We start from the raw sequence: 14,025 nt of genomic DNA, 5'->3' as shown, positions 1-14,025 counted from the left end.
AACGGCACGAACGGTGCGAACAGCTGGAACGACCCGACACGGCACGTTCCGTTTCCGCCTCTGTATTGTTCGACTTCTGGCGACGGACTGTCAACAAGGATGGGACCGAAGACCCCTATGCTCACCGAATGATCACATCGCCGAGTTCTCTGCGTCGTAGCGAGCGATCACGACGGGCGACCCTGGACGCCGCCCTCGCGCTGTGCACGGAGAAGGGATACGGCCGCGTCACCATAGAGGCGATCGCGGCCCGGGCGGGCGTCAGCAAGAAGACGATCTACCGCTGGTGGCCGTCAAAGAGCGCGGTGCTGCTGGAGGCGTTCACGGAGGCGCTGGTCGACGCCACGCCGTTCGTCGACACCGGCGACATCGCCGCCGACATCCGTACCCATGTGACGAGTGCGGTGAGACTGCTCTCCACGCCGCCGTTCGGCCCCGCCTATGCCGGGATCCTCTCCGAGCTCCACCACGACGACGAGCTCGCCGAAACGGTCCGGACCCAGCTGATCGAACCCCGCTTCGGTGCGGCGGTGGCCCGGCTGCGCCGCGCCCAGGAACAGGGCCAGATACCGCCGGGTGCGGATCTGCCGCTGGCTGTGGAGATGCTCTACGGACCGGTCTACTACCGCCATGTGCTGCGCAAACCGAGCCAGGACGAGGCGACGATCGCGGCACTGGTCACGCATGTGCTGCGGGCGTTGGGTGCACCGGAACCGTGAGGTGGGCGGTGCACCGGAACCGTGAGGTGGGGCGCCGTCAGCCGAAGAAGGTCTTGGCGCGGGTGGTGGCGGCCGTGTCGCCCAGTACGTCACCGGGCCGGGTGCCGACTCCCAGCAGCATCCCGCCCCACTCCATCCGCATGTACGAGGCGATGGTCCGCAGCGTCCCCGTCGCCGGTTCGGCGACGCTCCGGTCGGGCGTCGCGAGCGCGGTGACGCCCCACAGGGTCCGCCCGCCCATCCGCTCCTTGAAGTCCAGGCCGGGCACCCGCATCCACCCCGACCAGTGGTCCAGATACCGCTTGGTGGAGGTGGACATGGCGTACCAGTACAGCGGTGACGCGAGCACCAGATCGGTCGCGCCGAGCGTCGCGTCCAGCAGGGTGGCGGCGTTCCCGGTGGGGACGGGGTAGCGGCCCTCACCGTCGTGCCGCAGGTCCTCGAAGTCGGGGAGGGCCAGTTCGTTCAGGTTCAGCCAGCGCTGCTCGGTCTCGGGCGGCAGCTGTTCGGCGGCGAGCCGCGCGAGTTCCTCGGTGTTGCCGTCGGTACGGCTGCTGCCGAGCAGGAACAGGAACGTACGACTGGTCATGGCTGGGTCCCCCGTGAACGGTTGCGTGCTGCGACTGTATGCGCCTGCACTATATGCGCGTGCATATGGTATGGGAAGGGGGCGCACTGCTTACGCTGCCCGGTGCCGTTCCGGCATCGCACGGATGTCCATCCGGGGAGGGTTGCTCAGCCGAACACCCGCTCCAGCACCACCGCAACCCCGTCGTCCTCGTTCGACCTCGTCACCTCGTCGGCTGCCGCACGCAGATCCGGATGGGCGTCGGCCATCGCGACCCCGTACCCGGACCGGCGGAACATCGGCAGATCGTTGGGCATGTCTCCGAACGCGATCGTGGTACCCGGATCCACGCCCAGGACCTCGGCGGCCAGCGCGAGCCCGGTGCCCTTGTCGACGCCGTACGGCTGGAGTTCGACCGTGCCGGGGCCGGACAGAGTGACGGTGGCCAGATCGCCGACGACCGCGCGGGCGGCGGCGGCCAGTGCGTCGTCCGTGAGCTCGGGGTGACGGACGAGGACCTTGACGATCGGGGTGGCCCACAACTCGTCCCGGTGGCTTGTCCGCTGGGCGGGCAGGGCGGGGTGCGGCATCCGGTAGCCCGGCTCGATCAGCGTCCGGCCCTCGGGCCCGTCCTGGTCCACGGCCGCGAAGACCGGACCCACCTGGGCCTCGATCTTGCCGAGCGCGGTGTCGGCCAGGTCCCGGTCCAATGTGGCCGCGTGCACCATGCGCCCGGTGCCGGCGTCGTACAGCTGCGTGCCCTGGCCGCAGACCGCAAGACCTCGGTAGTCCAGCTCCGCGAGCAGGTTGCGTATCCCCGGCACCGGCCGCCCGGTGACCACGAGATGGAGCGCCCCGGCCGCGGCAGCCCGCGCGAGCGCGGCACGGGAGCGGGGGCTGACGGTGTCGTCGTGACGCAGCAGAGTGCCGTCCAGATCCGTGGCGACAAGGGCATATGCGGGTGGGATGGGCATGGGTCAAGCCTAGGGAGATCCGCTTCCTGCCGTACGGCTCTGACCTGCACGGACGGTCGGGGTCCGGGGTGCGGTGGCGATCCGGCGGGGGCATAGCCGGAGGAACTGCGCAGAGCGGGAAGCCCGGCCCCGCCCCGGCGTCACTGCACGCAGAACTCGTTGCCCTCCGGATCGGCCAGTACCCACCAAGTGCCGCCCGGTTCCGCGACCTTGCGCAGCCGGGTCGCGCCCAGACCTTCCAGCCGGAACGCCTCGGCCTCGCGGCGTTCCGGGCCGGTGTGCACGTCCAGGTGCAGCCGGTTCTTCCCCGCCTTCGGTTCCGGTACGCGCTGGAACAGCAGTCGGCGTCCGAGGCCCGTACCGCTCTCCTCCTCGTACGGATCGTCCGGGTGCCGTACCGCCGCGAGGTCGCGCCAGGCCCGGCGGCCGTGCGACTCGACCGCCGCCGCCTCCGGTACGGCTCCGAGGGCGAGCAGCCGCTCGATCAGCGCGCTGTTGTCCTCGACCAGGTAGCCGAGAGTCCGGGCCCAGAAGTCGGCCTGGGCGTGCGGGTCCGTGGCATCGATGACGAGCTTCCAGTGCAGGGTCATGGAAGCCGTTCATAGTGGCTACCCGAGTGAGTCGGCAACCGGCGCGCCGGGACCGGTACTTCACGCCTGTGAACGGCGCCCCTGCCGCTTCGGTCCCGGCGCCCTCGGCCGACGGCCCGGATCGTTGCCCGCGCCCCCCACGCTGTCGACCGTGAGATACCTTCGCGCAGGTCAGTCAGTGGTGACAACAGCCCCCACTGCCCCCGCCGTCCAGAACAGGCGCCCCGTGACCAACCCGCCCGACAGCAGCCAGTCCATACGCTCCGCCAGGACCTCGACGGCTCGGATCCGCGTACGCCCGGTCCTCGCCGCCGTTCTCCTGGCCGCCCTGCTCACCGCCTGCGGCAGTCCCGCCGTGCCCACCGGCGCCGGCAGCTCCGCCATGCCCACCAGTCCCGGCAGCTCCGCCGGCTCGGGGGTGGGCGACGGCACCGTGCCGAGCCCGCCCGACCGCACCGTCTCGGGACTGCGCGACGACACCCGCCACGTCACGCGGAAGACCACCACGGGCACCCGGCCGCGCATGGTCAAGCGCTGCACACCCCGCGTCAGGAAGGTCAAGCACACCTCCACCAGCGGCACGGGCCGCAGGAAGAGGACCCGGACCTGGTACACCAACGACTCCTACCAGGACTGCAAGAAGGTCCAGCAGGGCACCACGAGCTACACCCGTGTGGTGCGCCAGGCACGCTGGTGCGTCGAACTCGACAATGTCGGTGGCAACTCCACCGAGGACGACATCTGGTACGAGGTCGAATCGGCCGTGTATCACAGGGCCACCGAGCTCAAGGAAGGCGCCAAGCTGTCCTTCACCCCGCTGCGCAGGGGCTGCTGACTCACCCCAGCCGGTCCAGGTAGTCCACGACGGCCCGGCCGTCCGCGGCCGGAGTGATCAGACCCACGTGGTTGTCGGGCCGGACCAGGACGAGGGTGTCCTCGCCCGGTGCGATCCCGTACGCCGGGCGGGCATGGCCCCCGTCGTCGGCCAGGCCGTCCGTGTCCGCCGGGTCCAGCGCGTATGCCCGTACCGTGTCGCCGTACTTCTCGGCCACCTCCTGCAGTGCCTCAGCCGTGCCTGCTCCGAAGCCCAGCAGGGTGAAGTGCGGTCCGGCGAACGCCTCGAACAGGCGGATCGGCGCACCGGTCGCGGTGTTGCGGCAGGGGGCGTCAGGGGCGCGGTCGCCCGCCCGCAGCGGACCGGTGGAGCTCCCGCCCGTGCCGTCGTGGGAGAGGGAGCTCCAGCGGTAGCCGCGGCTCAGGCCGGCGGTCTCCGGGGTGATCGCCGCGTCCAGCCCGCCGCCCGGCGCCTTGATCGCTTCGAGTGTCGCCCGCAGCCGCTCGGAGGTGATGTCCAGCGTCCAGGAGGCAACCGGCAGCCGCTCCTCCTCGTACGTGTCGAGCAGGGCCGGCCCTGCCTGGCCGCCGACGACCAGCGCGAGTTTCCAGCCCAGGTTGAACGCGTCCTGGATCCCGGTGTTCATGCCCAGACCGCCCGCCACCGCGTGCACATGCGCGGCGTCGCCCGCCAGGAACGCGCGGCCCACCCGGTAGTGGTCGACCATGCGGACATTGACCCGGTACGTGGACAGCAGGGTGGCGTTCGACAGGCGGGTGGCCGGCAGCCCGGCGTGCCGGGCGAAGAGCCGGCGGAAGCTCTCCAGCGACGGCGGTACGGGTGCTCCCGAAGCGTCGGTCTCGGGTCCCGCCTGGAACCACCAGCCCGACCGCGTACCCGGGATCGGGCACAGCATCACGGCGCCGTCCTCGTCGAACCACTGGTGCCAGTAGCCGCGGTCGAGGCCGTCCACCTCGACGTCGCCGCAGACCATCATCTGCTCCTCGGTCATCTTCCCCTCGAAGGGAAGAGCGAGCAGTTTCCGTACGGTGCTGTGGCCGCCGTCGCAGCCCACCGCATACCGCGCCACGATCTCCGAGCCGTCGGCGAACGCGGCGGTCACCGATGCGTTCCGCTCCGCCAGCCCCGTTACCTCGGCGCCCAGTTCGACATGTACGCCGTACTCCGCGAGCCGGGCCCGCAGGATCTCCTCCAGCCGCCACTGGGCGATGAGCCACCCCCGGTCGTACGGGGTGTCCGGCGTCGGGCGCGATTCCGCGTACGGGTCGGTGTCGGCGATCGGCACCCCGTTGCGGTACTTGCGCATGGGCAGTGGCGCCGACCCGGCGGCCAGGACCGCATCGACCACGCCGAGATCCTCCAGGACTTCCAGGGAACGGGGGTTGGGGCCCTTCGCCCGCGAGCTGCGCGGGAAGTCGGGGGACTTGTCGACGATCCGTACGGCGACGGAGCGCCGCGCGAGATCGCACGCCAGGGTCAGCCCGGTCGGTCCGGCGCCCACGATGAGTACATCGGTCATGACTGCTCCTCGGTTCTGGTTCCCGTTGGCTCCAGGGAAACGCAACCGAATTAAAAAAGCAACCGGGTAACATTTGTGGCGACGGTGATGCCGTGCGCGCTGATCACTGCTCCCGGGCTGCGTACGGGGAGGAGCCCTCGTCGGCCGGGAGCGGACGCGGAATCCGCTGCGACCGGGGTTGCGGCTGCGGCTCCGTCGACGCCGCGAGCTTCGTCGCCTGCGCCCTCGTCCGCCGTGCCGTCCGGAACGCGTCCCATGTCAGCAGCGTGAGCGCCAGCCACACCAGTGCGAACCCGGCCCAGCGCTCCGGCGGCATCGCCTCGTGGAAGTACAGGATGCCGATGGCGAACTGGAAGACCGGCGCCAGATACTGCAGCAGGCCCAGTGTCGACAGGGGTACCCGGATCGCCGCGGCCCCGAAGAGAACCAGCGGTGCGGCCGTGACGACACCCGTCGCGGCGAGCAGCGCCGCATGGCCGGCGCCCGCGGAGACGAACGTCGCGTCGCCCTGCGCGCCCAGCCGCAGCAGATATCCGAGTGCGGGTATGAACAGCACCGCGGTCTCTGCGCTGAGCGACTCCAGGCCGCTCATGTTGACCTTCTTCTTCACCAGGCCGTACGTCGCGAAGGAGAACGCCAGCACCAGCGAGATCCACGGCGGATTCCCGTAACCGATCGCCAGCACGAGCACCGCGGCGACGCCGGTGGAGACCGCCACCCACTGGGCGGGGCGCAGCCGTTCGCCGAGGAGCAGCACGCCCATGGCGATGGTGACCAGCGGGTTGATGAAGTAGCCGAGAGATGCCTCGACGACATGGCCGTTGTTCACGGACCAGATGTACAGACCCCAGTTGACGGTGATGACCGCCGCGGCGACCGCGATCAGTCCCAGCTTCTTCGGCTGCCGTACCAGCTCGCCGATCCATGCCCAGCGGCGCAGTGCGAGCAGCGCGATGCCGACGACGGCGAGCGACCAGACCATGCGGTGGGCGAGGATCTCGATCGCCCCGGACGGCTTCAGGAGCGGCCAGAAGAGCGGGACAACGCCCCAGAGGCCATAGGCGCCGAAGCCGGACAGCAAGCCCGCCCGCTGTTCATTTGTCCCTGCCACGGGCCCTCCCGGCGTCCCTCGCGTCAGCCATTCAGCTGCACCGTCAACTGGACGACGGTAACGCCATGAGGGCCCGGCGTCATACCCGTATCGCGATACGGTCATGACGCCGGGCCCGGTCCGGTCCGGAGGGAACGCCCCTACGCGGCGGCGACCGCGGCGGCCACCGTCTCGGCGAGCGGCGTCGTCGGGCGGCCGATCAGGCGGGCCAGATCGCCGCTCGTACCGGCGAGCAGTCCGCGCGCGATCGCCTCGTCGACGTCGACCAGGATCGCCGCGAACCCCTCGGGCAGGCCGGCGCCGACCAGGATCTCCTGGTGCACGGCGGCGGGGACGTCGGTGTACGCGATCTCCTTGCCGGTGGCCTTCGACACCTCGGCCGCGTACTCCGCGAACGACCAGGCGACATCGCCGCTCAGCTCGTAGGTCTTGCCGAGGTGGCCCTCGCCGGTCAGTACGGCGGCCGCCGCGGCCGCGTAGTCGGCGCGCGTGGCGGAGGCGACCCGGCCGTCGCCCGCGTTGGCGACGACGGCGCCGTGTGCCAGGACCGGGGCGAGGTTCGCCGTGTAGTTCTCCGTGTACCAGCCGTTGCGCAGGAAGGTGTGGGGCAGGCCGGAGTCGAGGATCAGCTGCTCGGTGACCTTGTGCTCGGCGGCCAGCTGGAAGTCGGCGCCGGGGCCGCCCAGCGCGCCGGTGTACGCGAGCTGCGCGACGCCCGCCGCCTTGGCCGCGTCGATGACGGCGGTGTGCTGCGGTACGCGCTTGCCGACCTCGCTGCCGGAGATGAGCAGGACCCGGTCCCCGGCCTTGAAGATGCCGGTGAGGGTCTCGGGCCGGTCGTAGTCGGCGATCCGCAGCTCGACGCCGCGGGCGGCCAGGCCGGCGGCTTTCTCCTTGTTGCGGACGACGGCGGCGATCTCGCTCGCGGGCACGGTGGCCAGCAGCTCGTCGACGACGAGACGGCCGAGCTCTCCGGTGGCTCCGGTGACGACGATGCTCATGGGGGGTTTCTCCTCTTTGGGTGCTCTGATCCTCGTTCGGGTTTTCTGTCACCCACCTTAGGAGCAGCACTAACCAGGGGAAAGTACCCACTCTGAAGTAAGGTACTGATATGAGCGTAAGCAAGGTCCCCGATGTGAACCGGCAGATGTGCCCCTCCCGGCTGGTGCTCGAACACGTCACCAGCCGCTGGGGCGTCCTCGTCCTCGCCGCCCTGCTGGAGCGCTCGTACCGGTTCAGCGAACTGCGCCGTGAGGTCGGCGGCGTCAGCGAGAAGATGCTGGCCCAGACGCTTCAGACGCTGGAGCGCGACGGATTTGTGCACCGGGATGCCAAGCCGGTGATCCCGCCACGGGTGGACTACACGCTCACCGGGCTGGGCAGGGAGGCCGCCGAGCAGGTGTGGGGGCTGGCGCGCTGGACCGAACGGCGACTCGACGCCGTACATGCGGCCCGCGACGCGTACGACGCGCGGAAAGCGACGCAGGACCAGCCGGGCTGAGGCGGCTCTCAGGGGGCAGTCGGGGAGCGGTCGGGAAGCGGTCGGGCCCAGGTGGGCAGGCGGCGCTCAGTCGGGCTCGGGGGCTCGCCCCTCCTCCAGCGTCCGCAGCGCCCGGGAGACGTCGAACGGCAGGATCGTCACCGCCACGTGCGGCAGTTGTTCCAGCGCGATGGCCATCGCCTCGCCGGTGCCCCGGTGCAGCAGCTTCCCGAGCGCGTTGGAGTACAGCCGCCGCGGCACCAGCACCGTCAGCGAGGTCTCACCGTCCGCCGTGGTCCGGGTCGCGAGCTCCTTCATCGCATGGCGCAGCCGCCGGTCCGGGCACGCCACCAGCTCCAGTGGCACGGACGTCGCGGATGTGGCCTCCCACCGGGCGGCCAGCCGCCTGCCGTGCGCCTCGTCGATCGAGAAGTGCACCGCACGGATCTCGTCAGGACGCAGCTCATGGGCGTACCGCAACGCCTTCAGCGTCGCCAGATCGAGCGTGTCGACGAGGACGAAGACCAGATGGCGCCGGACCCGCGGCCGGTCGGCGCCCGGCACCTGGAGGCTCTGCAGCGCGGCGGCCTCGTGCCGGTACTCGCGGTTGATCCGCATCAGCGCCCAGACACCGAGCGGGAAGATCACCACGACGAGCCAGGCGCCCTCGGTGAACTTGGTGACTGCGAAGATCAGCACCACGGCGGCCGAGATGACCGCGGTCAGCCCGTTGACCGCGATCTTCACCCGGCGGTACGGCTCGCGGCGGCGCAGGTGGTACGCGGTGAGGCCGGACCCGGCCATGGTGAACGCGGTGAACACACCGATCGCGTACAGCGCCACCAGCCTGTCCACGCTGGCGCCGGTGGCCAGCAGCAGCGCCAGCGAGACGACGGTCAGCGCGATGATCCCGTTGGAGAACGCCAGCCGGTGCCCGCGCCGGGTCAGCACCCGCGGCAGGAACCGGTCCTCGGCCACAAAGCTGGCGAGGAACGGGAAGCCGGTGAACGGCGTGTTGGCGCCCGTATAGAGGACCAGCGCAGTCGCCAGCTGCACGAAAATCAGCCCGGCCGTCCCCAACGGCCCGCTGCCGAAAGCGAGATGGGCCTCCTGCGCGATGACGGTCGGCGTGCCGTCGGTGTACGGCACGGCGTGCGTCAAGTGCGCCAGGGTGGACACACCGAGGACGAGGACGCCGAGCACACAGCTCATGGTGATGAGCGTGCGGCGGGCGTTGCGGCCCTGCGGCTCGCGGAACGCGGAGATGCCGTTGGAGATCGCTTCGAGTCCGGTGAGCGACGAGCCGCCGTTGGCGAAGGAGCGCAGCACGATGAAGAGCGAGGCGCCGTAGAGCCAGCCGTTGCCCGGCGTGCCCAGCGGAACCACCCCCGGCGCGTGCAGATCGGCGTGCGGGAGCCCGCCCGTCAGCCCGCGCGCACCGGCGACGACCAGTACCAGGCCGACCGCGGTCATGAAGAGATAGGCGGGCAGCGCGAAGGTCCGGCCCGCCTCGCGGATGCCGCGCAGATTCCCGTACGCGAGCAGCACGATCACCGCGACGGAGACCGGCAGCTGCAGATGGTCCAGACCGGTCCAGCCGCCCCCGATCAGATGGGCGAGGGAGATCAGGGCGTTGGTGCCGGCCGACACCTGGACGGCGACGGTCACGATGTAGTCGACGAGCAGCGCCACGGCGGCGATCTGCGCGATGTTCGGACCGAAGTTCTCCCGGGCGACGACGTACGAACCGCCCGCCCGGGTGTAGATCATGACGACATCGCTGTAACAGAGCGTCAGCAGCAGCAGGACGAGCAGGATCGCGCCGGTCACCGGCATGAGCAGGGTGAAGGCCGCCGCCCCGACGACCGGCACGAGGACCCGCAGCATCTCCTCGGAGCCGTACGCGGACGAACTGATGCAGTCGGAGGCGAGCACCCCGAGCGCTGTCCGGTTGCTCAGTTTCTCGTCGCTGATGCGCTCGGTGGTGAGGGGCTTGCCGAGCAGATGCCGTTTGATGCGGTACGCGGGACGGTCCAGGGCCATGGGCACATGAGAACGGGTGCCGGGCCGGGAGCGGTGAAGACTCCCCGGTCCGGCACCCGTACGGCGTGCCCGCCCGTGTCCTAGCCGATGACCGTCCAGTTGTCGTTGCCCGCGAGCAGCGCGGCCAGGTCGCCCTTGCCGTTCTGTTCGACCGCGGTGTCGAGCTGCTCGGCCATCTGCGTGTCGTAGACCGGGCGCTCGACGCTGCGCAGCACCCCGATCGGGGTCTGGTGCAGGGTGTCGGGGTCGGCGAGCCGGGACAGCGCGAACGCCGTGGTGGGGCTGGCGGCGTGCGCGTCGTGGACCAGGACCTGCGACTCGTTCTCCGCGGTGACCTCGACGACCTTGAGGTCACCGGTGGCCGGGTCGCGTACGACACCCTTGGACTGCCCGGTGCCGAAGCGGATCGGCTGCCCGTGCTCCAGCCGGATCACCGCGTTCTCGGCCTGGTCCTTGTCCTTGAGGACCTCGAACGCTCCGTCGTTGAAGATGTTGCAGTTCTGGTAGATCTCCACCAGCGCCGTACCGGGGTGGGCCGCCGCCTCGCGCAGCACGCTCGTGAGGTGCTTGCGGTCGGAGTCCACGGTGCGGGCGACGAACGACGCCTCCGCCCCGAGGGCCAGCGACACCGGGTTGAAGGGGGCGTCGAGCGAGCCCATCGGCGTCGACTTGGTGATCTTTCCGACCTCGCTCGTCGGCGAGTACTGGCCCTTGGTGAGCCCGTAGATCCGGTTGTTGAAGAGCAGGATCTTCAGGTTCACATTGCGGCGCAGCGCGTGGATCAGGTGGTTGCCGCCGATGGACAGCGCGTCGCCGTCACCCGTGACGACCCAGACGGACAGGTCGCGGCGGGACGAGGCCAGGCCGGTGGCGATGGTCGGGGCGCGGCCGTGGATCGAGTGCATCCCGTACGTGTTCATGTAGTACGGGAACCGGGAGGAGCAGCCGATGCCGGAGACGAAGACGATGTTCTCCTTCGCCAGGCCGAGCTCGGGCATGAAGCCCTGCACGGCGGCGAGAACCGCGTAGTCACCGCAACCGGGGCACCAGCGCACTTCCTGGTCGGACTTGAAGTCCTTCATGGACTGCCTGGCATCGGCCTTGGGTACAAGCTGGAGTGCCGGCAGACCGGTGGGGAGTGCCTCGTCGGTGTTAGGCATCGATGGCCTCCTTGAGAGCTGTGGCGAGCTGCTCGGCCTTGAACGGCATACCGTTGACCTGGTTGTAGCTGTGGGCGTCGACCAGATACTTCGCCCGGACGAGCGCAGCCAGCTGGCCGAGGTTCATCTCCGGGACGACCACCTTGTCGTAACGCTTCAGCACCTCGCCGAGATTCCTCGGGAAGGGGTTGAGGTGGCGCAGATGGGCCTGGGCGATCGCATGCCCGCCCGCGCGCAGCCGGCGGACGGCGGCGGTGATCGGGCCGTACGTGGAGCCCCAGCCCAGGACCAGGGTCCGGGCGCCGGCCGGGTCGTCGACCTCCAGGTCGGGGACCTCGATGCCGTCGACCTTCGCCTGGCGGGTGCGGACCATGAAGTCGTGGTTCGCCGGGTCGTACGAGATGTTGCCGGTGCCGTCCTGCTTCTCGATGCCGCCGATGCGGTGTTCGAGACCAGGGGTGCCGGGGACGGCCCACGGGCGGGCCAGGGTGTGCTGGTCGCGCTTGTACGGCCAGAACACCTCGGTGCCGTCGGCCAGCTCATGGTTGGGCCCGGTGGCGAACTGCACGCGCAGGTCCGGCAGTTCGTCGATGTCCGGGATCCGCCACGGCTCGGAGCCGTTGGCGAGATAGCCGTCCGAGAGCAGGAAGACCGGTGTGCGGTACGTCAGTGCGATCCGGGCCGCGTCGAGCGCGGCGTCGAAGCAGTCGGCCGGGGTCCTCGGCGCCACGATCGGCACCGGGGCCTCGCCGTTGCGCCCGTACATCGCCTGGAGCAGGTCCGCCTGCTCGGTCTTGGTGGGCAGACCGGTGGACGGGCCGCCGCGCTGGATGTCGATGATGAGCAGCGGCAGTTCGAGCGAGACGGCGAGCCCGATGGTCTCCGACTTCAGGGCCACACCGGGCCCGGACGTCGTCGTCACGGCGAGCGAACCGCCGAACGCCGCACCGAGCGCGGCACCGATGCCCGCGATCTCGTCCTCCGCCTGGAAGGTGCGGACGCCGAAGTTCTTGTGCTTGCTGAGCTCGTGCAGGATGTCGGAGGCCGGGGTGATCGGGTACGAGCCCAGGTAGAGCGGCAGATCCGCCTGCCGGCTCGCGGCGACCAGGCCGTACGACAGGGCGAGGTTCCCGGAGATGTTCCGGTACGTACCGGTGGGGAAGGTGTGCGCGGCGGGTGCCACCTCGTAGCTGACCGCGAAGTCCTCGGTCGTCTCACCGAAATTCCAGCCCGCCCGGAACGCGGCCACGTTCGCCTCGGCGATCTGCGGCTTCTTGGCGAACTTCGCCCGCAGGAACGCCTCGGTGCCGTCGGTCGGCCGGTGGTACATCCACGAGAGCAGCCCGAGCGCGAACATGTTCTTCGAGCGCTCGGCCTCCTTGCGGGAGAGCCCGAACTCCTTCAGTGCCTCGATCGTCAGCGTCGTCAGCGGCACCGGATGGACGTTGTACGCCTGCAGCGAGCCGTCCTCGAGCGGATTGGTCTCGTAGCCCACCTTCGCCATCGGACGCTTGGTGAACTCATCGGTGTTGACGATGATTTCGGCGCCGCGCGGCACATCGCCGATGTTCGCCTTGAGCGCCGCGGGGTTCATCGCGACCAGCACGTTCGGGGCGTCGCCCGGCGTGAGGATGTCATGGTCGGCGAAGTGCAACTGGAACGACGAGACACCCGGCAGGGTGCCTGCGGGGGCCCGGATCTCGGCCGGGAAGTTCGGCAGCGTCGACAGGTCGTTACCGAACGACGCCGTCTCCGAGGTGAACCGGTCACCCGTGAGCTGCATACCGTCTCCGGAGTCACCCGCGAAGCGAATGATCACCCGGTCCAGGCGGCGGATCTCTTTCTCGCCGGCGCCCGGTTTCTCGGGCCGGGGGGCTCGCTGCTCCCCGAGAACAGCCTCACTGGCCTGATCGGCGTCATTGGCCTCATCGGCTGGGCTACTGACCTGGCTGGTCACTGAACTGGACCTCCCTCGGGGCGGCGGCTCGGGACCGGCCGGCCCGCCGGCGGTCCCAAGGCCCACCCTACGTCGGTAAGGGTCGCCTTCCCGGGACCGGTCACATGGTGGACGCCACTATGAGACGCCCTTTCGCGCCGTTTTGCCATATTTCGCGAACCCCCTGGGCTGTCCGTCGGCGTGGCCGGCCGCCCGCAGGCGCTCATCACCGGGTCCCGGGCCCGCGCCGGCCATTACCTGACAGGGTGTCAGGTAATCAGGAGTTGAGGTAGGTCAGAACGGCCAGGACCCGCCGGTGGTCCCCCTCGCTGGGTGACAGGCCGAGCTTCAGGAAGATGTTGCTGACGTGCTTCTCCACCGCGCCGTCGCTCACCACCAGCTGCTTCGCGACCGCCGAGTTCGTCCGCCCCTCCGCCATCAGGCCGAGCACCTCCCGCTCGCGCGGCGTCAGCCCGGCCAGGACGTCCTGCTTACGGCTCCGGCCCAGCAGCTGGGCCACCACCTCAGGGTCCAGCGCCGTGCCGCCCTGCGCCACCCGGACCACGGCGTCCACGAACTCCCGGACCTCCGCCACCCGGTCCTTGAGCAGATATCCCACACCGCGGCTGCTGCCGGCCAGCAGCTCCGTGGCGTACTGCTCCTCGACGTACTGCGAAAGGACCAGGACCCCGATGCCGGGGTACTCGTTGCGCAGCCGCACCGCAGCCCGCACACCCTCATCGGTGTGGGTCGGTGGCATCCGCACATCGGCGACGACCACATCGGGCAGCTCGCCCTGCTCGGCAAGATCGCCCACGGTCTTGATCAGCGCCTCGGCGTCCCCCACCCCCGCGACGACGTCATGCCCGAGATCGGTCAGCAATCGGGTGAGCCCCTCCCGAAGCAGTACCGAATCCTCGGCGATGACTACCCGCACCCTGTCCTCCACCACGACGCTCTGTCCCCCTGCTGCTGCTGTCCGTCGCCTCACGGCGGCGACGGAATCCGTCCCCTTGTGCCTCCAGCATCCCAGCATCGGTCCGCGGATGGGGGCTGTGACGGATGCTTG

13 protein-coding genes are annotated in these 14,025 nt (G+C 70.0%); 3 read left to right on the top strand and 10 right to left on the bottom strand.

The genetic code is table 11. The features are described 5' to 3' along the window. The first annotated feature begins 128 nt into the window (after positions 1 to 128). A complete protein-coding gene (locus ABZV38_RS24685) occupies positions 129 to 719 on the top strand; it encodes a TetR/AcrR family transcriptional regulator (protein ID WP_356330292.1) in 591 nt (196 codons plus the stop codon). Positions 720 to 756: 37 nt separating this feature from the next. Here the strand turns inward: ABZV38_RS24685 and ABZV38_RS24680 are convergent, their stop codons facing one another. The 3 genes from ABZV38_RS24680 to ABZV38_RS24670 form a co-directional block, all read right to left on the bottom strand. Then, entirely contained in the window at positions 757 to 1,308 is a 552-nt protein-coding gene (locus ABZV38_RS24680) for an NAD(P)H-dependent oxidoreductase (protein WP_356330290.1), read from the bottom strand. 146 nt (positions 1,309 to 1,454) lie between these two features. Further along, complete coding sequence (locus ABZV38_RS24675) at positions 1,455 to 2,261, bottom strand: HAD family hydrolase (RefSeq protein ID WP_356330288.1); 807 nt, start codon at positions 2,259 to 2,261, stop codon at positions 1,455 to 1,457. Positions 2,262 to 2,401: 140 nt separating this feature from the next. Then, positions 2,402 to 2,851, bottom strand: coding sequence for a VOC family protein (locus tag ABZV38_RS24670; RefSeq protein ID WP_356330286.1), 450 nt, complete (start codon positions 2,849 to 2,851; stop codon positions 2,402 to 2,404). A 226-nt stretch (positions 2,852 to 3,077) separates the two neighbouring features. On the opposite strand from ABZV38_RS24670, the gene ABZV38_RS24665 reads away from it, so the two are divergent. After that, positions 3,078 to 3,686 (top strand): hypothetical protein, encoded by a 609-nt coding sequence (locus ABZV38_RS24665; protein ID WP_356330284.1) that lies wholly within the window; start codon positions 3,078 to 3,080, stop codon positions 3,684 to 3,686. A 1-nt stretch (position 3,687) separates the two neighbouring features. Here ABZV38_RS24665 and ABZV38_RS24660 read toward each other — a convergent pair whose 3' ends face one another. From ABZV38_RS24660 to ABZV38_RS24650, 3 genes are all read right to left on the bottom strand, one after another. After that, positions 3,688 to 5,226 (bottom strand): FAD-dependent monooxygenase, encoded by a 1,539-nt coding sequence (locus tag ABZV38_RS24660; RefSeq protein WP_356330282.1) that lies wholly within the window; start codon positions 5,224 to 5,226, stop codon positions 3,688 to 3,690. 103 nt (positions 5,227 to 5,329) lie between these two features. Next, the gene (gene rarD / locus ABZV38_RS24655) at positions 5,330 to 6,337 is read right to left on the bottom strand and encodes an EamA family transporter RarD (RefSeq protein WP_356330280.1); all 1,008 of its coding nucleotides are present in this window, start codon (positions 6,335 to 6,337) and stop codon (positions 5,330 to 5,332) included. A gap of 140 nt (positions 6,338 to 6,477) precedes the next feature. Continuing rightward, a complete protein-coding gene (locus tag ABZV38_RS24650; RefSeq protein ID WP_356330279.1) occupies positions 6,478 to 7,338 on the bottom strand; it encodes an SDR family oxidoreductase in 861 nt (286 codons plus the stop codon). A gap of 110 nt (positions 7,339 to 7,448) precedes the next feature. On the opposite strand from ABZV38_RS24650, the gene ABZV38_RS24645 reads away from it, so the two are divergent. After that, the gene (locus tag ABZV38_RS24645) at positions 7,449 to 7,838 is read left to right on the top strand and encodes a helix-turn-helix domain-containing protein (protein ID WP_356330277.1); all 390 of its coding nucleotides are present in this window, start codon (positions 7,449 to 7,451) and stop codon (positions 7,836 to 7,838) included. Between the two features lie 66 nt (positions 7,839 to 7,904). On the opposite strand, the gene ABZV38_RS24640 is transcribed toward ABZV38_RS24645, so the two are convergent. The 4 genes from ABZV38_RS24640 to ABZV38_RS24625 all read right to left on the bottom strand — a co-directional run bounded on the left by ABZV38_RS24640 (position 7,905) and on the right by ABZV38_RS24625 (position 13,893). Then, the gene (locus tag ABZV38_RS24640; protein WP_356330275.1) at positions 7,905 to 9,860 is read right to left on the bottom strand and encodes an APC family permease; all 1,956 of its coding nucleotides are present in this window, start codon (positions 9,858 to 9,860) and stop codon (positions 7,905 to 7,907) included. An 80-nt stretch (positions 9,861 to 9,940) separates the two neighbouring features. Continuing rightward, entirely contained in the window at positions 9,941 to 11,020 is a 1,080-nt protein-coding gene (locus ABZV38_RS24635; protein WP_356330273.1) for a 2-oxoacid:ferredoxin oxidoreductase subunit beta, read from the bottom strand. Beyond that, complete coding sequence (locus ABZV38_RS24630) at positions 11,013 to 12,977, bottom strand: 2-oxoacid:acceptor oxidoreductase subunit alpha (protein WP_356330271.1); 1,965 nt, start codon at positions 12,975 to 12,977, stop codon at positions 11,013 to 11,015. The genes ABZV38_RS24635 and ABZV38_RS24630 overlap by 8 nt, the downstream gene beginning before the upstream one ends. 256 nt (positions 12,978 to 13,233) lie before the next feature. Then, complete coding sequence (locus ABZV38_RS24625; RefSeq protein WP_356330269.1) at positions 13,234 to 13,893, bottom strand: response regulator transcription factor; 660 nt, start codon at positions 13,891 to 13,893, stop codon at positions 13,234 to 13,236. Between the last annotated feature and the right edge of the window lie 132 nt (positions 13,894 to 14,025).

Source organism: Streptomyces sp. NPDC005181, assembly GCF_040608395.1.
Classification (GTDB): Bacteria; Actinomycetota; Actinomycetes; order Streptomycetales; family Streptomycetaceae; genus Streptomyces.
Note: the sequence above shows the minus strand (reverse complement) of the source record. Positions and strands in the feature narration are given on the sequence as shown.